The 19,331-nt window shown below is 67.3% G+C and carries 14 protein-coding genes; 12 read left to right on the forward strand and 2 right to left on the reverse strand.

The window, feature by feature from the left end; genetic code table 11:
* Positions 1 to 12: 12 nt before the first annotated feature.
* The gene (locus tag AC5P88_RS09525) at positions 13 to 5,595 is read right to left on the reverse strand and encodes an ESPR-type extended signal peptide-containing protein (RefSeq protein WP_495224878.1); all 5,583 of its coding nucleotides are present in this window, start codon (positions 5,593 to 5,595) and stop codon (positions 13 to 15) included.
* A 235-nt stretch (positions 5,596 to 5,830) separates the two neighbouring features.
* Complete coding sequence (locus tag AC5P88_RS09530) at positions 5,831 to 6,811, reverse strand: AraC family transcriptional regulator (RefSeq protein WP_099553288.1); 981 nt, start codon at positions 6,809 to 6,811, stop codon at positions 5,831 to 5,833.
* A gap of 692 nt (positions 6,812 to 7,503) precedes the next feature.
* On the opposite strand from AC5P88_RS09530, the gene AC5P88_RS09535 reads away from it, so the two are divergent.
* The 12 genes from AC5P88_RS09535 (at position 7,504) to AC5P88_RS09590 (ending at position 19,299) form a co-directional block, all read left to right on the forward strand.
* Complete coding sequence (locus AC5P88_RS09535) at positions 7,504 to 7,707, forward strand: Flp family type IVb pilin (protein WP_099553287.1); 204 nt, start codon at positions 7,504 to 7,506, stop codon at positions 7,705 to 7,707.
* An 89-nt stretch (positions 7,708 to 7,796) separates the two neighbouring features.
* A complete protein-coding gene (locus AC5P88_RS09540; protein ID WP_495224879.1) occupies positions 7,797 to 8,342 on the forward strand; it encodes an A24 family peptidase in 546 nt (181 codons plus the stop codon).
* Entirely contained in the window at positions 8,339 to 8,815 is a 477-nt protein-coding gene (locus tag AC5P88_RS09545; RefSeq protein WP_005413739.1) for a TadE/TadG family type IV pilus assembly protein, read from the forward strand. Before AC5P88_RS09540 ends, AC5P88_RS09545 begins: the two co-directional genes overlap by 4 nt.
* A gap of 23 nt (positions 8,816 to 8,838) precedes the next feature.
* On the forward strand, positions 8,839 to 9,876 hold the full coding sequence (cpaB, locus tag AC5P88_RS09550) for a Flp pilus assembly protein CpaB (protein WP_495224880.1): 1,038 nt from the start codon (positions 8,839 to 8,841) through the stop codon (positions 9,874 to 9,876).
* Between the two features lie 18 nt (positions 9,877 to 9,894).
* Positions 9,895 to 11,250, forward strand: a complete 1,356-nt coding sequence (locus AC5P88_RS09555; RefSeq protein WP_495224881.1) for a type II and III secretion system protein family protein — start codon at positions 9,895 to 9,897, stop codon at positions 11,248 to 11,250.
* Between the two features lie 28 nt (positions 11,251 to 11,278).
* Positions 11,279 to 12,535, forward strand: a complete 1,257-nt coding sequence (locus AC5P88_RS09560) for a CpaE/TadZ family protein (protein WP_099484279.1) — start codon at positions 11,279 to 11,281, stop codon at positions 12,533 to 12,535.
* Positions 12,520 to 13,869, forward strand: coding sequence for a TadA family conjugal transfer-associated ATPase (locus AC5P88_RS09565; RefSeq protein WP_049426686.1), 1,350 nt, complete (start codon positions 12,520 to 12,522; stop codon positions 13,867 to 13,869). The genes AC5P88_RS09560 and AC5P88_RS09565 overlap by 16 nt, the downstream gene beginning before the upstream one ends.
* A 2-nt stretch (positions 13,870 to 13,871) precedes the next feature.
* Positions 13,872 to 14,828, forward strand: a complete 957-nt coding sequence (locus AC5P88_RS09570) for a type II secretion system F family protein (RefSeq protein WP_106549494.1) — start codon at positions 13,872 to 13,874, stop codon at positions 14,826 to 14,828.
* 28 nt (positions 14,829 to 14,856) lie between these two features.
* A complete protein-coding gene (locus AC5P88_RS09575; protein ID WP_106549493.1) occupies positions 14,857 to 15,792 on the forward strand; it encodes a type II secretion system F family protein in 936 nt (311 codons plus the stop codon).
* Complete coding sequence (locus tag AC5P88_RS09580; RefSeq protein WP_111111937.1) at positions 15,792 to 16,682, forward strand: tetratricopeptide repeat protein; 891 nt, start codon at positions 15,792 to 15,794, stop codon at positions 16,680 to 16,682. The genes AC5P88_RS09575 and AC5P88_RS09580 overlap by 1 nt, the downstream gene beginning before the upstream one ends.
* Entirely contained in the window at positions 16,679 to 17,137 is a 459-nt protein-coding gene (locus tag AC5P88_RS09585) for a DUF3613 domain-containing protein (protein WP_495224882.1), read from the forward strand. Before AC5P88_RS09580 ends, AC5P88_RS09585 begins: the two co-directional genes overlap by 4 nt.
* Positions 17,138 to 17,145: 8 nt before the next feature.
* Complete coding sequence (locus AC5P88_RS09590; RefSeq protein ID WP_495224883.1) at positions 17,146 to 19,299, forward strand: TadG family pilus assembly protein; 2,154 nt, start codon at positions 17,146 to 17,148, stop codon at positions 19,297 to 19,299.
* The last annotated feature ends 32 nt before the right edge of the window (positions 19,300 to 19,331 follow it).

Consider the following 19,331-nt stretch of genomic DNA (forward strand, 5'->3'; position numbering starts at 1 on the left):
CGGCGGCGGGGATCACCACTGGATGCCGGCACCGACGGCCACGCCGGCCTCGCCACGGCTGTTGGTGGAGCCGCTGAACTTGTAGATCCAGCGACCACCTTCGGAGACACCGGAGATACCGATCGCCACGCCCGACTCACCGTTGTAGCTGCCGGCTGCGACCGAGGCCATGCTGCGGCCCGCTTCGCTGGGCTGCGGCAGGGCAGCGGTGGCCATCGCCGAAGCGATACCGGCCGAAGCGCGGTTGTCGGTCTTGCGCAGGTCGCGCTCGAAGCCGCCCATGCGCTCGTCGGTGTAGGCCTTGGACCAGTCCAGGGTCTGTGCCATGCCCGACTTCAGCTGGTCCACGTTGACCGCATCGGTTCCGGCGGTGCCCGCGGCGACATTGCGCACCGTGGTCGGGCCGCTGGTGGTGCTGCCCAGGGTGACGCTGTTGTAGTTGGTCGCGCCGTTCACCGTGGTGTCGTAGCGGATCGTGCCCTGCTGCGAGGCCTGCAGCTGGCGCACGTTGACCGCATCGGTGGCCTGCGAACCATCGGCCACATTGACTACCTGGCGTTCGGCACCGCTGGCACCGACCGACACCGTATTGGCCCGGTTCGCAACCGAACCCGCACCCAGGGCCACCGAATTGTCGGCCTGTGCCTGCGACCCATTGCCCAGCGCGGTCGAATTGGCACCGGCAGCGGTGGAGCCTGCACCACCGGCGGCCGAATTGGCACCGCTGGCGGACGGGTCGGCCAGGTTGTTGGTGTTGTTGGCTCGGAAGCTGCCGGCCACATTGGTGATGTTCTTGATCTTCTGGTCGGTGTAGGACTTGGACTGGTCGATGGCGTAGTTCACGCCATTCTTCAGCTGGCCGACATTGGTCGCGTCATGGTCGTCGGAGCCATCGGCAACATGGGTGATCTTGCGCTCGCTGCCGCTGCTGCCGACCGACACTTCACCGGCCGAGTTGCTGGCACCGGTCTGGCCGTAGGCGCCGGTGTAGCCGCTCTGCGCACCGACGCTGGCCACCGAACCGGCACCCAGCGCCACGCTGTTGCCCGCGCTGGCACTGGCGCCATTGCCGACCGCCACGCTGCTGGCACCTGCAGCACTGGCCTGCGGGCCGACCGCCACCGCCTCCGCGCCGGCCGCCGTTGCAGCCGCTGCCGTCGAGTTCACCGCCAGGTAGGCACTGCCACCGCCACCATTGGTGATGCGCTGGTTGAGGACCTTCAGCGAGCCATCCACAGCGGTGAATGCGGCGGTGACGTTGTTGTAGTCACCGCTGGTGAAGGTGCCATCGGTAGCGATGCTGGAGATGCTGAACTTCGGTGCGGTCCACACGTTGGTGGTGCCGTTGTAGGCGGTGGTGCCACCGAAGTAGTTGGCGATGGTGCTGTTCGTGCTGAACAGCTGGTCGCCGGTGATGGCATCACTGCTGCCGGCCAGGATGCTGCCGGCGGCGACGTTGGTGATCTTCACCGCACCGGTGCCGGTACCCTTCAGCGAGACACTGTTGACCACGTTGCCACTGCCATCGACGTCGTACTTCACGGCCAGCTTGTCGATCTCGCCGGTCTGGTCGGCCACATTGGCCAGCGAGTTGCTGACCGCGTCGAAGGCCGTACCGACGTCGTTGTAGTTGCCCTTGGTGATCGTGCCGTTGGCGGCGACGTTGTTGATCGAGTAGGTCGGTGCGGTCAGCACGCCGCTGGCGTTGACCGCTGCACCACCACCGAGGTGGGTGGCCACGGCCTGGTTGGCGGCGAACAGCTGGGCACCGTTGATGGCTTCACTGCTGGTGGCACTGACCTGGCCCGGGCCGAGGTTGCGCAGCGTGGTGGCGGTGCCGGTCTGGCCCAGCGTGGCGCTGGCGTAGTTGACGCTGCCGTCGCCGTTGAGGTCGTAGCGCAGGGCGCCCTGCTCGGATGCCTGCAGCTGGCCCACGTTCACCGCATCGGTCGCCACCGTACCGGCGGCCAGGTTGGTGACCTGGCGCTCGGCACCGGCCGCGCCGATGGAGACACTGTTGGCACGGTCGGCCAGGCTGCCGGCGCCCACCGCGATGCTGTTGGCGGCGGTGGCGCGGGCGTTGGTACCGACCGCGATTGAATCGGTGCCGCTGGCCACGGCCTCGGTGCCGGTGGAGTTCACCCGCAGGTACTTGGTTCCGCCATTGCGGATGTCGGTGATCTGCGTGTTGAGGTTGACCAGCGAGCCATCGACGGCCGCGAACGCGTCGGTGGCGTTCTCATACAGGCCCTTGGCGATGGCGCCCCCGGTGGAGATGCTGCTGATCTCGAACAGCGGTGCGGTGAAGACACCACTGGCCGGATCGAACGCCGCGCGGCCACCGAAGAAGCTGGCGATGGCTGCATTGGTACCAGCCAGCTGGCCACCGTTGACCGCCTCCAGGCTGCCTGCGGTGATCGCGCCGCCGGCCAGGTTGCCGATGGTGGTGGTGCCGGTACCGGCGCCGAGGGTGACGCGGCGATAGTTCGGATTGCCGCCCGCATCCAGGTCGTAGGTCACCGCGGCATCGGCCACGCCGTTGATCAGGCTGATCGCACCCTTCAACTGGGCCACGTTGACCGCATCGGTGTTGACGCTGCCGGCAGCCACGTTGGTGATCTGGCGCTCGCCACCACCGGCGGTGCCCACCGAAACTTCACCGGCCGAGACCTGCGGCGCAGTGAGGCCATACGCGGTGTAGCTGGCCTGCGCACCGCGCAGTGCGGCCGAACGGTAGCCCAGGGCCACCGAGTTGGCCTGGTTGGAGGTGGCTTCAGCACCCAGCAGGGTCTGGCCGTTGGCGGTACCCACGGCACTGTCACCGACGATCACCGAATGGCCCATGCGCGCAGCGTAGTCGGCGGTCGGCACACCGGTCGGGTTGCTCGGGTCGTTGACCCCATCACCCGGGAATGCCACGTTGGCATCAACCTTCGGCAGCTCGTGGCGTGCGTTGGCACCGATCACCACTTCCTTCGAACCGTTGGCGAACGCACCGTCGCCCATCAGCACCTGGTAGTCCTGCGCGGCGTTGACCGCCCAGCACGAGATGTCAGCCAGGGCGATGTCCAGGCACTTGGCTGCCCAGGCAGGCGAATCCTTCGGCAACAGCAGGCCCAGCAGACCGCCCGGATTGCCATTGTTGATGTTGTAGATGTAGCTGTCGGAGGTGACACCACCGATCAGGGTCAGGTGCGAGCTGCCACCGGTAACGGCACCGCCCAGCCCGTTGAGGGTGCTGCCGACCGGCGACAGGTTCACCACCGGCAGGCCCAGCACGTTGACCGTCGAATAGGTCTGCATCACGTTGGCGTTGCTGAGCTTGAGGTTGCCGTTGCTCAGGTAGCCATTGCCACCGAACAGGCTGGTGGTGGTCGGGCCGATCAGCTGGCCGACATTGCCGACCAGGCCGCCGGTGCCGATGACCAGGCCCGCATTCGGATCCGCCGCGGCAGGTGCCTTCGGGCTGGTGGGTGGAATCGCGGAGGGCTTGGTCAGGCCCAGGCCGCTCAGCGTGCCACCGACCAGGCCGCCGACCGCGCTGCCCAGATTGCCAAGGGTGCCATTGAGGTTGCCGTTGAGCAGGTTGCCCACGGCGCTGCCGACGTTGCCGAGCGTGTTGCCCAGCAGTCCACCCAGGCCAGTGCCGGAGCCAGTGGCGCCATTAAGCAGGCCGCCGACGGAACCGACCGTGTTGTTGAGCGTGCCGCCGACCGCAGTGCCGACACTGCCAACCGTGCCACCGACGGCGCCAACGGTGTTGTTGAGCGTGCCGCCTACGCTGCCGACGGTGCCGTTGAGGGCTCCGCCCACCGCGCTACCGACCGTGCCCACAGTGCCATTCAGTGCGCCACCCACGGCGCCCACAGTGTTATTGAGCGTGCCGCCTACGGCACCGCCCACACTGCCGACGGTCCCGTTGAGGGCTCCCCCCACCGCGCTACCGACCGTGCCCACAGTGCCATTCAGTGCGCCACCCACGGCGCCCACAGTGTTGTTGAGCGTGCCGCCTACGGCACCGCCCACGCTGCCGACGGTGCCGTTGAGGGCTCCACCCACCGCGCCGCCGACCGTGCCCACAGTACCATTCAATGCGCCACCCACGGCGCCCACAGTGTTGTTGAGCGTGCCGCCTACGGCACCACCCACACTGCCGACGGTCCCGTTGAGGGCTCCCCCCACCGCGCTACCGACCGTGCCCACAGTGCCATTCAATGCGCCACCTACGGCGCCAACGGTGTTGTTGAGCGTGCCGCCTACGCTGCCGACGGTGCCGTTGAGGGCTCCGCCCACCGCGCTACCGACCGTGCCCACAGTGCCATTCAGTGCGCCACCCACGGCGCCCACAGTGTTGTTGAGCGTGCCGCCTACGGCACCGCCCACACTGCCGACGGTCCCGTTGAGGGCTCCCCCCACCGCGCTACCGACCGTGCCCACAGTGCCATTCAGTGCGCCACCCACGGCCCCCACAGTGTTGTTGAGCGTGCCGCCAACGGCGCTGCCCACACTGCCGACAGTGCCGTTGAGGGCTCCACCCACCGCACCACCGACGGTGCCTACGGCGCCGTTCAGTGCGCCGCCAACAGCGCCTACCGTGTTGTTGAGCGTGCCGCCCACGGCGCCGCCCACACTGCCGACGGTGCCGTTGAGGGCTCCGCCGACCGCGCCACCGACCGTGCCGACCGTGCCGTTGAGCGCGCCACCGACGGCGTTGCCCGCGGCGCCGACCACGCCGCCCACCAGCCCCCCAACACCCAATGCGCTGTTCTGCGCCGCAACCGTTGCCTGGCCCGCCAGCTTCAGATTGCGATCGGCAACCACTTCCTGGCCATCCGGCGCCTGCACGCGCACTTTGCCGGCTGCACCGGCATCGAATGCGGCAGTGATCGCCCGATCGTGGGTTTCTCCCGGCAGTTCCTCCTTGGCGGGCAGCGTGATCGCCGCCGTCGCCTTCGCCTGGCCCTGGGCGTCGATCTGATGGCCTGCCACCTTCAGCTTCGAATCCAGCGCGCCATCTACAGAAGCCTTCAGGCCCCGCAGTGCACCAGCCGGCGCGCCGCTGATGCCGCCGGCCGCTTTTGCACCGGTATCGATGGATGCCACCTGCGCACCGCCGAGGCCGATGTTGGCTTTCGCGCGGACATCCGCAGCAAGCCCCGGGACGGCGACCTGCTTCGGCGCCGTGTTCGCGGCCAGCTTCACCTGCACAGTGGCCGGCAGCACGTCACGCACCACCGGCAGCGCCGCGGTGCTCAACTGCAGGCCGACGCGCGCATCCGCGCTGATTGCCGGGCTGCTCTGGGCCTGGCTTGCGGCAGCCGCAAGGGCCACCTCGGCATCGACCTTGACCGGCATGGGCTGGGTGTACTTGGCTGCAAGTGCCTGCAGATCACGCAGCGACTGATTGGATTCGGAGGCCCCTGCGTGGCCACTGGCCAGCGCACACAGCAGGGCCAGGGCGAGCGTGGTGGGCATCAGCAGGAAGGCGCGCGGATCCCGCGCGGCACTGCCACCGCTGTCGCCGGTGGCCAGTTCGGAGGCCACGACCAGAGCATTGAGCTGGCGGTTCCATACACGCCGGTAGATGCGATTCATGAGCACTTCCCCCGTAGGCGAACAACTGGAATGTCAGTGGACTTGCCGTTTGGCAGGTGATTGACATTTCAGCGCTCGCGGCGGCGGCTGCGCACTTCATTCCGGCACGGCAATCGCGCATTCCGGCAAATCCACGGCCGGAATCGGCAGCGGGTTATGCAGAAGCGGCAACGATATCGGCAAGCGCATGGGCAATTCCGGCAGAAACCACCCCGAAACCCTTGCTGCGCTTGATTCAGGCCGGCTGGCCGATCTGCGCGGGAGCGCGCATCAGCGTATCGCGCGGCAGTTCGCCGAAGACCTTGCGGTAATTGTCGGCAAAACGAGAGAGGTCCCAGAGGCCGCAGCTGAGGGCGATCGCCTTCACCGAACGGCGGCTGGAATCGGCCATCGACAGGCTGCGGCAGGCAGCGCACAGCCGCAGCATGGACAGATAGCGGTTGGGCGAGGTTCCGAACAGATCCTCGAAGGCATAGCGCAGGCCGCGTTCGCTGACACCCGCCGCGTCGCATATCTCGTTCATGTAGATATTGCGGCGCAGGTTGAGCCGCATGAAGTTCTCCGCCCGCTGCGCGATCAGATAATGCGTGCGCCGCGCGCGGCTGCAACCAGGGCGATCGGCGGCGCCTGCACCGAGCAGGGCCTGCACGTGCTCGTGCAGCAATCGTTCGGTTTCTTCCGGCTGCAGGCCAGCACCCTGGCCGAGCTGAAGATGCAGCTGCTGATAATGATGGGCAAGTGGTGCAGAATCGTTCGCCAGATTGAACAGTGAAAGCGCCTGGCCCGCGGGCGGCGTGCTGCGCAGGCTCAGCTCGGTCAACTTGCGTTGCACCCGCGCGACCGGCACCAGCATCAGGGTCATGTGCGTACCTGGGCTCAGCGTGAACTCGCTGATGCCTTCGGGCATCACCGTCAGCGCCATCCCCGGCGTAAGCGGCACCCCGTGGCACCAGCTCAGCGTTTCATCGGTCGCGTGCAGATACCCCAGCATCGCCCAGTCGGGTGGCAGCATGAAGCGGCCACGGCAATGGAAGCCGCAGCTGATGCTGCAGAACAGGGCTTCCTCATGCACGCGCGAAGCGAAGGCCGCCCGCGGCCCGTTGCCATCGAGCAGCAGCAGTTCGACATCGCATACACGAAGCACGCCGCTCAGCGTCGCCAGATCAATCGATCGCAGGCCGCTGTCGTCGCTGTCTTCTACCCCACCATCGACCATGACAGTGTCGTCCCCCCGTTGATCCGCAACACGCTGCGGCCCCCCTGCCTGACAGGGCCACACCATTCCTCCAGGAACCTTCGCCATTGCCGGGATCGCTGTGGCTGGTGCCGCGCGACCAACCCGGTTGAAAGCAGCAACCTGAAACCGAGTATGCCCGATAATCATCAAAGGTAAACCCGAACCCTGCACTGAAGAAAATAGATACACAGATGAAGAAAATGTGGTCGACGGTGGCACGATTTTCGCATGCGCCATTTGCGACATCACATTATCTGCACGTCGATGAATCGTTTTGCCGGCGAACGGATATACGTCACAGAAACAGCCTGAAAGTTTAAGGGTCGGCGCGTTTCTGCCGAATTTGCATATAGGTTCCGGTTGCAGCCAACCGCCATTCAGGCAAAGTCGATAACACGGTGATCCGGTCGCTTCAATACGACCACACCTGGGGGAGCGCATGACCACGACCGTATCGCAGAACAGTTCGGCCACCGGCGCAGCGCCGCGTGGTTGCGACGTTGCGGCCGGCATTTCCCCCGGGGCCGATTACCCAGAATGAGCACGGCGGGTCATTCCCGTCATGCCACCCCGCCAGGACGTGCGGGGCCCACGGACGATCCCGGCGGAGCCGGGCCACCGCCCAACAGGTGTCCTGCATCTGCAGACAACAAGTAGAGGGAGACAAGGCCATGAACGCATCGATCCGCAAGTTCCTGAAGGAAGAAGATGGCGTCACCGCGCTCGAGTACGGGCTGCTGGCCGCCGTCATCGCCGGCATCCTGATCGCGGTCGGCAACAAGGAGATCAAGGGGTTCTTCGAGACGCTGTTCAAGAACCTCTCCGACCTTGCCACCAAGGCCTCCGGGTCGACACCTGCGACCGGCGGCGGCTGAGCCTGCGTGCATCGCGCATCCCTGCAGCGGTGCTGGGATGTGCCCGGAGGCAACTGCAGACTGTCCAATGACGGACGATGGAGTGTGCGATGACGTTGCTGGGACTATTGGCCATCGGCGTGTGCCTGCGGATCGCGATCAGCGATCTGTATGCCCGCCGGGTGCCCAATGCCTGGCTGCTGTCTGCATCCGTCATTGCCATCGCATTGATCATCGCGGGGCAGTTCAGCGCGCCGCGCCAGCCGTGGCTTGCCCACGCAGCGGGCGCGGCGCTCGGCCTGGTGGCCCTGCTGCCGTTCTATGCCATCCGCTGGATGGGCGCCGGCGACGTCAAGTTCTTCGCGGTACTGGGCTTGATCCTGGGCTGGAAAGCCCTGTTGCCGATCTGGGTGGTGGCCAGTCTCGCGGCCGGCCTGCACGCGGCAGTGATCATTGTTGGCCGCCGTCTGGGCGTGATGCTGCCCACGGGCCTCCAGATGCAGGTCAACCGCGCCAGCAGCCAATGGCAATCGCACCCCGCCCTGCGCGACATGCAGGCCGCCCGCCAGGGACGACACGGCATTCCCTATGCAGCCTACCTGGCCATCGCCGGCATCGGCTGGGTTCTGGCAAGCGTCTATGGAGGTGTGGCATGAACATCCGCAATCCGCGGCGTCAACGCGGCGTGGCCAGCATCGAATTTGCCCTGATGCTGATGCTGGGCCTGCTGCCATTGCTGCTGTTCACGTTCTCCGGCGTGATGATCATGGCCGCGCAACAGACATTGGCGACGGCCTCGGCCGAGGGCGCTCGCGCTTCATTGCGCTATGGCAGCGCCAATGAACGGCGTACCGCAGCCTGCGTCGCAGCCCGCAGTTCGATGCAGTGGCTGTTGAAATTCTCTGGACAGGGTGTCGACTGCAGCAATGGCGGCAGCAACGCCATCGTGGTCTCCGCGCAGGCACCCTGCGCCGGCCTCGCCACTGCCCAGTGCATGACGGTGACGGTCAGCTATGACTACGCCAGCCATCCCTTTTTGCCGGGCACCGCCACGCTTTACAAGTGGGTGATGCAGGCTCCCATCCGTAGTGTCGCGGTCGCCCAGCTCGACCTCGGCAGCGGCAACTGACGATCGGTACAGGAGACGGTTCCATGCTCAAGTTGACCCGCATCGCTGCCGTCGCCCTGATCGGGCTGGCCGTGCTGCTGGCAGTGATCGCCCTGATGATCGGGCGCAAACCGGCCGCGCCAGCGACGGCCGCCCCCGTCGCGCACAGCGAAGCCCAGGCGATCACCGTGGTCGAAGCCGTGGCCCGGCTGCCTGCCGGTGAACCGATCACCGCCAACAGCCTGCGCCTGGCGCAGCGGGCCACGGCGGTAGCCGGTGCCGCCACCAGCATCCCGGCCGTGGTCGGCAAGGTACCGGTGCAGGACATCGCCGAGGGCACCGCCATCAGCAGCAGCGCCCTGGCACAGGGATTCTCGCTGCAGCTGCGTCCGGGCGAACGCGCACTGGCCGTTCCGGTGGACGAACTGGTCGGCGCCGGAAACCGCATCCTGCCGGGTGATTTCGTCGATGTCTTCCTCAACCTGCGCAATGCCCAGCCCAACGCCAGCGGCCCGGCAGAGGCCGCGCAGACCCGCCTGCTGCTGTCACGGCTGCGCGTGCTCAGCTACGGCCAGCAGGACATCGCTCCGGTCACCGGCGATGCCGTCGCCGGCAACGAAGGCGATACCCGCAACGACCCCCGCGCCGCGGACATCACAGGCAATGGCAGCAGCCATGGTTCCGGCAGCGAGCCCACCCAGCCGGCACGCAGCGCGGTGCTGGCAGTGCCGGTGGCCGATGCCAACCGGCTGCTGCTGGGGGCGCAGCAGGGAAAGCTGTTCCTGGCCCTGCGCAACCCGGCTGATACGGGGCAACCTGACCTTGCACTGTTTCCACAGGCGCGTGGCGTGATCGATCCTTTGCGTGGCCTCGATGCCGAACAGCAGCTCGCACTGCAGCGGCCGGAGAACCACGCCTTCGCCGGCATCGATGGTGATGCCCTCGCCGGCCGCGGCAACACCGCGGCCCGAAGCAACCCGGAGGCCCCGGCGCGTGCGCCGGCGGCCCGGCGCAGCGCACCGCGTGCGTCGGGCATCGAGATCATCCGTGGCGACAGCTCCGCCCCCCGTGGTTCCCTTTGACCTGCATCGAGCGCATCCATGACCGAACGCCGCCGCCCACGCCCCTCTCCCCGCCAGCGCTGGCTGGCCCTGCTGCTGGTGCTGCTGGCTCCGGCGACAAGCGTGGCCGCCGACGATCTCGTACTGCAGGCGCGTGAGCAGCGCCCATGGACCCTCCCGGCCGATCTGGAACGGGTCGCCATCGCCGACCCGGGCGTCGCCGACATCGTGATGCTGCGTGGGCAGCGCCAGGCGCTGCTGGTCGGAAAGGCGCCGGGTACAACGACGCTCCTGCTGTGGCACCGCAAGCAGGCCGAGCCGCAACGCCTGCAGGTGCGCGTACAGAGTGCCGTGCAGGGCGCTGCAGACGCAGGCTCGAATGGGCTGGTGTTCACCCAGCAGGACAACCAGGGCCTGCTGCAGGGAAGCACCGACAGCGTCCTCTCGCACATGCAGGAACAGAAGACCGCCGCCATGGCGCTGGGGAAGGATGGGCTGCTTGCCGATGCGTCGACGGTCAGCAGCGGCGGCGTGGTCCAGGTCGAGGTCAAGGTGGTCGAATTCAACAAGACCGCGTTGAAGCAGATCGGCATCAGCTTCCAGAACCGCAATGGCAACTTCGCCTACGGCTTCGCCCGCCCGGGCGGCCAGCTGCCGGGCAATACCGGCATCCTGCCGGGCATGAAGGAAGGCAACTCCGGCAATGAGGCCGAGTCGCCCATTTCTTCGGCCTTCCGCCTGGTGTTCGGCTCGACCAAGGGCCTGTGGAACGCCGATGTCGACCTGCTGCAGAGCAACGGCATGGCACGCGTGCTGGCCGAACCTACCCTGGTCGCATTGTCCGGCCAGAGCGCCAGCTTCCTGGCCGGCGGCGAACTGCCGATCCTGGAGCCGCAGGGACTGGGTACCACCACCATCACCTACAAGCCGTTCGGCATCGGCCTGACCGTGACCCCGACGGTGCTGGCCCCCAACCGCATCGCGCTGAAGGTCGCACCCGAAGCCAGTGATCTGGACTACAGCAACGCCATTGCCCTCAATGGCGTGCAGATCCCATCGATCACCACGCGTCGTGCCGACACCACGGTCGAACTGGGCGACGGCGAGAGCTTCGTGATCGGTGGCCTGGTCAGCTCCAATGTCGTCTCCAACGTCGGCAAGATCCCCCTGCTTGGCGACCTGCCGATCATCGGTTCGTTCTTCCGCAACTTCGACTACAAGCGACAGGACAAGGAGCTGGTGATCATCGTCACGCCGCGGCTGGTGCAACCGCTGGCGCGCAATACCCAGCTGCCGTTGCCTGGCGAACGCGAAGCCAAGCCGAATCTTCCCGAGTGGGGGTCCTGGCTGCTTGGCCCGATCAGTCAGGATCCGGTACCTGGCTTCTCACGCTGATTCTCATGATGCCTGCGATATCACGCCCATGCCCTACGCCACCGCCCAGCCGCTGCATCCGCAAGGACCACCGATGAATCTGGTCCTGTACGGAATGGATCGCGAACTGCTGCCCCGGCTGGCGGCGAAACTGCCGCCGACCACCACCCTGCACTGGCAGGACAGCAGCATGCCGACCTCCGCACAGGACCTGCAGCGCGGGCCACAGAGCCTGGTGCTGCTCGACTTCCGCCCGGAACACGCCGCGGCCTCCAGCCTGCTGGCGCAGCAGCTGCAGCAGACCCAGCCCGACCTGCCCCTGGTCGCGGTCGGCGCCACCAGCGCCGCCCAGGTCGAAGGCGTGGTGATCGCGCTGCGTGCCGGCCTGCGCGATGTACTGGACCTGGACAGCGACAACATCGGCATCGAGGCGGCATTGCGCCGCGCCCTGTCGCCGCGTCCAGCCGCTACCGCCCAGCATGCACACAAGGCGCGCCTGATCGTCCTGCTCGGCGTGCGTGCCGGGGTCGGCACCAGCACCCTTGCCGCGCATCTTTCGGTACTGGCCCAGCAGACCCGCGCACTGGCCCAGGGCGAGGCCCTGCAACAGGACGGCCTGTTGATGGAACTGGCGCAGCCGTCCGGCGACCTGGCGCTGTACCTCAACCTGGACAGCCGCTTCCACTACGAAGATGCGCTGCGCAACGCCAGCCGCATCGACGCCACCCTCGCACGCACCGCGATGGCTCGGCACGACACCGGCCTGGTGCTGCTCGACCGTGCCAGCGGCAATGATGCCGTGCCGCCGTCGGACCCGGGCGCACTGCTGCAGCGCCTGCGCAGCGTGTTCGCCAGCGTGCTGTGCGATGCCGGTGGCTGTCCGCTGCGGCAGCTGCCGCCCCTGCTGCTGGACCAGGCCGACGAGATCTGGCTGGTCACGGACGCTTCGATCGCCACGCTGGTTTCGCTCGACCAGGCCTTGAAGCACCTGGCCGGCCAGCGTGAACGCGAGAAGCGCCTGCAGCTGGTGATCAACCGCCACGACGACAGCAGCGGCATGAGCCCCGACCAGATCGCGCGCCGCTTCGAAGTGCCACTGCTGGCCACGCTGCCCGAACGCCCGCGCGTGCGCCTGGCCGCCAGCCAGGGGCATCTGCTGCTGCAGGACGCACCGCGCGACCCCTACCTGCGTGCCCTCGCCCCGCTCGTGCCGCGCCTGGATCCGGCTGCCTGCCCGGTCCAGGCCCATGGCCTGCGGGAAAGACTCTCCCTTGCCCTGGGTGGATCGCAATGGAAGACAAGGTAACCCCATTCCCGCATGCCGCCACCCGCCCGGTGCTGCCCGACAGCGCCCCGGGCCACCTGCCGTTCGCGCAGACCGAGCAGTACCAGAAGGTGCTGTCGGCCGCCCACGAACACCTGCTCAACAGCATCGAGGACGAGCGCATCGACATCGATTCCTGGGCGCCTGACACCATCGCCCGCTGGGTGCAGGTGCAGACGGTCGGCTTCATCCAGGAATGGCGCATCCCGATCAACGAGGAGGAGATGCAGGTGGTCGCCGAAGGCCTGGTCAAGGAGCTGACCGGCTTCGGCCCGCTCGACGACCTGCTGCACGACCCGACGATCGAAGACATCCTGATCAACGGATTCAAGGATGTGCACGTCTCGCAGGGAGGGCAGCTCAAGCGCGCCACCCAGCGATTCACCGACGACACCCACCTGCTGCGCATCCTGCGCCGCATCCTCGCGCCGCTGGGCCGCCGCCTGGACGACTCCAACCCGATGGTCGATGCGCGCCTGCCCAACGGCGGCCGCCTCAACGCGATCATATCGCCGCTGGCGGTGGATGGGCCGATGGTCTCCATCCGCAAGTTCCGCAAGGACCCGTTCACCCCCGACGAGCTGCTGGCCAAGGGCACCTTCGATGCGCCGATGCAGGCGCTGCTGAAGGCGATGGTGCTGGGCCGCTGCAACATCCTGGTGTCCGGCGGCACCAGTTCCGGCAAGACCTCGCTGCTGAACGCACTGGCCAGCTACGTGCCGCCGAACGAACGCGTGATCACCGTTGAGGACACCGCCGAGCTGTCACTCAACCATCCGCACGTTGTCCGCCTGGAAAGCCGCATCGGCGGCGCTGAAGGCCATGGTGCGGTGAGCATCCGCGACCTGGTCCGCAACAGCCTGCGCATGCGCCCCGACCGCATCGTGGTCGGCGAGGTGCGTGGCGCCGAAGTACTGGAGATGCTGCAGGCCATGAACACCGGCCATGACGGATCGATGGCGACCATCCACGCCAACTCGCCCCGTGACTGCCTGTACCGCATCGAGATGCTGGCCGGTTTCGCCGGGTTCCAGGGCAGCGAAGACAGCCTGCGCCGGCAGATCGCCAGCGCCATCGACTTCATCGTGCAGATCTCGCGGCTGGGCAGCGGCCGGCGCGTGCTGGTCTCGATCACGGAAATCACCGGTGTCAGCGACAACCTGATCACGACCCAGGAAATGTTCCGTCACGAACTGCAGATCGACGGAAACGGCAAGGAAACCGATCGCTGGATCGGACTGGGCTTCCATCCGCATTCGCACAAGCTGGAACCGTTCCGCCAGCAGTTGCGCGAATCGTTGTACGGAGACTTCTGAACATGGGCACGGGCCTGCTGCTGGGTGTACTGAGCATCATCTCGGTGCTGCTGGCGCTTGCGGTGTGGCTGTGGGGCACCGCCAGCAGCCGCGAACAGCGCCAGGCCTCGCTGCAGCACGCAGAGCAGCAGCTGGCTCGCGGAGGTGCCAGCGGCGGCGCCCCGGCCGGGGCATCCGTGGCCGCCGCCAACGATCCGGCGCGTCCGGCAAGTGCCGGGCGCCGGGTGCTGCCGCTGGACGGCCTGCTGCAACGTGCCGGCCTGCAGACGGGCTGGAAGCTGCCCATCATGATGCTGGTGCCGGGACTGGTGCTTTCGGTCGTGGCCATGCTCAGGCTCGGCACGGCGTGGATGTTCCCCCTGACCCTGCTGCTGTACCTGCTGGCCTGCTGGCTGTGGGTCATGCGCCGCACCACGAAACTGCGTGCACAGCTGCTGCACCAGCTGCCCGACTTCCTCGACAACCTGGTGCGGCTGACCGCGCTGGGCAACAGCCTGCAGGCAGCCTTCCAGGTGGCGTCGATGCAGACCAGCGCGCCGCTGCGCGGACTGCTGGACACCACCGTGCGCTACGCACGCAGCGGCATGGACCTGGACCGTGCCCTGAGCCTGGCGGCACAACCCTACCGGATGGACGTGCTCAAGGTGCTGTCCGTGGTGATCGGTGTCAGCGTCCGCATCGGCGGACGCTCCGATCAGATCCTGCAGCGCATGGGCGATTTCATGCGCGACCTGGAGCAGGCCCAGCAGGAGCTGGCCGCGACCACGTCGGAAACGCGCATGTCGGCCTGGGTGCTGGGCCTGCTGCCACCGGCCAGCGCGGTGTTGATGGCCATATCGAGCCCTGAATTCTTCCAGCCGGTGCTGCACGATCCGCTGGGCCACAAGATCCTGTTGATCGCGCTGGGGCTGGAGCTGTTTGGCGCTTTCCTGCTCTACCGCCTGGCCAAGTCGCTATGACCCCCCGGATCCGCCATGGAGGTGCCCGATGAGTGCCAGCACCTGGTTTGCGCTGTCCCTGCTGGTGCTGGCCGCCGGTGTTGCCCTGCTGGGCATTGCCGGGTGGGTACGCAGCCATCGCGAACAGCGCACCTCGGCCACCTTGAAAACCGCACTGCAACCCCGGGACGAGGCACGCGACACGGAGGCCGCGCGCCGTGATTCGCTGGGTTGGCTGGAACGCTTCGGGCGCGCGCTCAGCGGCGGCCGCCTGGAATCTGCATTGCTGGCCAATGAAGACCGGCTGCTGCTGGACCTGGCGGGCTGGAACACACGCCGTGGCACCGCCATCTATCTTGGCCTGCGCCTGCTTCTGGGTGTGCTGGTGCTGGCGCTGGCCCTGGCGTTCAGCAGCGCCCAGGGGCTGGCCAGGATGATGGTCGTGATCGGTGCGCTCGCAGCTGGCCTGCTGCTGCCGAAGTTCATCCTCTCTTCGTGGGTGAAGCGGCGCCGGCGCGCAGTCGACAACGAGCTGCCCCTGCTGATCGACCTGCTGCGCCTGCTGCAGGGCGTGGGGTTCAGCATGGACCAGAGCCTGCAGACGCTGGGCGACAAGCTGCGCGACGCGTTGCCGGTGCTCGGCGGCGAACTGCAGGAGGCCAACGTCGCGTACACCCATGGTCGTACCCGCGCGCAGTCCCTGCGCCGCCTGAGCGAGGTCTACGCCGATGATGACCTGACCAGCCTGATGCAGTTGATCCTGCAGGTGCACGCACATGGCGGCGCGGTGCAGGAACCGCTGCGGCAGTTCAGCATCCGGTTGCGGGAACAGCGCCGCAACACCCTGAAGGAAAAGGTCGGCAAGCTCTCGGTGAAGATGACCGTGGTGATGATGCTGACCCTGCTGCCAGCGCTGATGCTGGTACTTGCCGGACCGGCGCTGGTCGCGCTGGCCACCACCATGTCAAAGATGGGATCGCCCTGATGCCTGCCCTGCGCACCTCCTGCCTGTTGCTTGCCCTCGCCGCCGTCGCCAGTGGTTGTGCGTCGACCACGCCGAAGTACCTGCGCGCCCCCAGCCTGGCCGCGCCCGAACCGGCACCGCAGGACAGCCGCAATGCCTACCTGGAATTGATCGGGCGCATGCAGCAGCAGGGTGCCTGGTATGCCTCGCTGGCCCACGTCGATGCCTTCCGCCAGCGCTATGGCGATCCGCCAGCGCTGCGCCTGCTGCAGGCCGACGCCCTGCGCGAGACCGGCCAGGCCGACGCGGCCATCACCCTGTACCGCGAGCTCTCCAATGGCCCGCAGGCCGCTGCAGCCGCGCACGGCCTGGGCCTGATCGCTGCGCGCCGTGACGACGATGGCGGCAGCGAGGAGGCACTGGCCCGGGCCACGCAGCTGCAGCCCCTGAACACCGACTACCTGGGCGATCTTGGCTATGCACGTCTGCGTGCAGGCCAGTTCGAACAGGCGCGTGAACCGTTGGCCAAGGCGCTGGAGCTCTCTCCAGGCAACCCAAAGGCCACTGCCAACCTTGCCCTGTGGGCCGTGCTGCGCGGCGACGCCGCCACCGCAGAGCGCCTCGCCGAGCAGGCCAACCTCAACGAGGACACCCGCCGCAGCATCCAGCAGCAGGCCGCGCAGATCCGTGCTCGCCTGCAGCAGCGCCAGGCCGCCGCGGCGCAGGTTGCCCCTGCGTCCCCGTCCGCCCGCGCCAACCCCGGTGCCACCACCCGCGTGCAGCAAAGCACCACGCGCCTGGCCGCCGAACCACGTCGCGACATCCGTGATGCACGCGACCCACAGCGCCTGCCGCCCTCGATGCTGGAACGTTTCAGCACCTCCGATCAGCCGAACGGGAACACTCCATGAGCGCGATGCCCCTGACCCGACGCCTGTTGCCTGCACTGGCCTGCCTGCTGATGGCCGGCGGCGCGCAGGCGCAGCAGCAACCCCTGACCGGGCAGATGCTCGGCGGCAGCGCACCGGTCGCAGCGGCCCCGCAGCCGCTGCAGTCCGAGGCATTGGCCACGGTGGACCTTGCAGCCCCTGCCCCGTCGGCATCACCGGCCACCGCCCCGGCGATCAATGCCACCGACCACGTCGCACCCGCGCCCCGCCCTGCACGCACGCAGATCGGCGATACCGCGCGCGACCTGTTCCGCCTGCAGGCATCGGGACAGCAGGCAGGGCAACGCCTGCCGATCCTCGGCGACCAGGCCACGTTGAGCTACGCCCGCTACTTGAAGAGCTTCGAACACGAGATCCCGAACTTCTTCGAAACCGATGTCGCCAAGTCCAAGGGAACATCCTCATCCGGACGCTGAGGTAGGCCATGAAACGCCCACGCCAGTTCAGTTTCAGCCGCCCACGGGGCGGAATGTCGGTCACCATGATGCTGGTCATGCTGGCGCTGCTGGCCATGCTGGGCCTGATCGAGATCGGCTACCTGTTCTGGGCCAAGCGTGACGCACAGAAAGTCGCAGACCTCGCTGCACTGGCCGGTGCACAACGGCTGGAGCTGTGCACGTCTGACAACAGCGACAACAGTGCAGCACGGCAGAGCGCGGTCACCCAGAACAAGTTCGCAGGCACCCTGCAGATCCGCTGCGGCAACTGGAGCGCCGCACGCAGCACGTCGAACCGCTTCGTCACCACCGTCGATGCCAGCAACCCACGCAATGCCGTGCAGGTGGTCGCGCAGCGCAGCGTGCTGCCGTTCTTCGGCCAGAACACCCGCCTGCCCACCGTCAGCGTGGAGGCGGTGGCCCGACGTTCCGAACCGACCGCGGTGTTCGCGGTCGGTTCGCAGCTGCTGCGCACCAATGGCGACTCGGTACTGCTGTCGACCCTGCGCCTGGTCGGCCTGGATGTCACCAATGCCACCGTGCTTTCCTATGACGGCCTGGCCCAGGCCAATATCACCCCGTCGGGCCTGCTGAAGGCGTTGAACATCCCGGTCAGCGCCAACCTCAGCGTGGCCGACTTCAACCGGCTGCTGTCGGTCAACAAGATCTCGCTGGCACAGCTGGTCGATGCCACCGCCACCGTGGTCGGCCGCGATACCACCGTGGGCGTACAGCTGCGCGCGCTGTCCGACCTGGTCGCCACCCAGCTGGACATCAACAAGCTCAACATCGTGCTGGGCAGCCAGTCCGGCGGCGGTGGCCTGTTCGCCGAAGTCGTCTCGCCGGATGGCACCGTCGGCAGCGCGCTGGAAACGAAGGTCAACGTACTCAACCTGATCAGCACCGCCATCTCCATCGCCAATGACGGCAACGGCGTGGCGGTCAAGGGATTGGACCTGCTGGGCATCAACATCCAGGCCGGCGTGGTCGAGCCGCCCTCGATCGCCATCGGTGGTGTTGGTACCCGCGCGTACAACGCGCAGGTGCGGCTGATGGTGGACGTGGACAGCAACAACCTGTTCGCGGTGGGCCCGCTGCTGAACCTGCTCGGCACGCGACTGCACCTGCCACTGCATGTCGATGTCGCCAATGCGATGGGCACGCTGACCGGCATCCAATGCGGCGCCAGCCCACAGAAGGCCACCATCCAGGTCGATTCGTCGGTGCTGCGCGCCTGTGTCGGCAATGTCGACCCGGCGCAGCGCTTCTCCAAGAGCAATGTCTGCGACGCCACCCTGAAGAACGAGCAGCTGCTGAAACTGCTGGGGCAACCCTTGATCAATGACAAGATCACCCTGCCCGCCCTGACCAGCTCGCAGAGCCTGACCCTGGCTGCGGGCGAAACCGCCTCGACCCGGATCAATCCACTGGCGGTGGGCAACGCAGTATCGGACCTGGTCAATGAACTGCTGCGCGTGCTGTCGGGCATGCTCAGCTCACCCAAGCAGGGCATGAGCGCCAACGACACCGCCAAGGCACTGGCCGACCGCTACCTGCAGGCCACCTTCCCGCCGAACACCCGCTATGAGGTGGACAAGTTGATTCCACTGCTGCGCGATGGCGACGCGAGCCGGCAACTGGCCCCGCTCAACAGCTGGACCGTACCCGGAGGCCTGCCCTACGCCTGCGGCCTGCTGAACCTGGCCACCTGCCACAAGGACGGTCCGGTCTGGGATGCGTTCAAGGTGACCGTCACCGGCCAGGGACTGGGCGTGCTCGATGGGCTGCTCGGATCGCTGGTCGGCGGCCTGCTGATCAACCGCTGCGACAGCCTGCTCGGCAACCTGATCGACTACAACGGCTGCGTACGCAACAACCTCGCCTCGTACATCCAGACCGCACCGGCCGGCTTCCTCGATGGTACCGGTGGAACCGGCGTCAGCAATCCGGATGGCAGCGTGAGCTGCAGCGGCCTGCTGTGCACGCTGCTCAAGCCGATCCTGGCCGCCCTGCGGCCGGTGCTCAACAGCGTCGGCACCCTGCTGACCAACCTGCTGGCCAGCGTGCTGGGCCTGGAACTCGGCCGCACCGACGTCAACGTGCAGTCGATCCAGTGCAGCGCGGCGCAGCTGGTCTACTGACCCGTGACGGGCGCCCTTGGCGGCGCCCGCGC

The sequence above is a fragment of the Stenotrophomonas sp. YJH_SMC_8 genome (assembly GCF_059371315.1).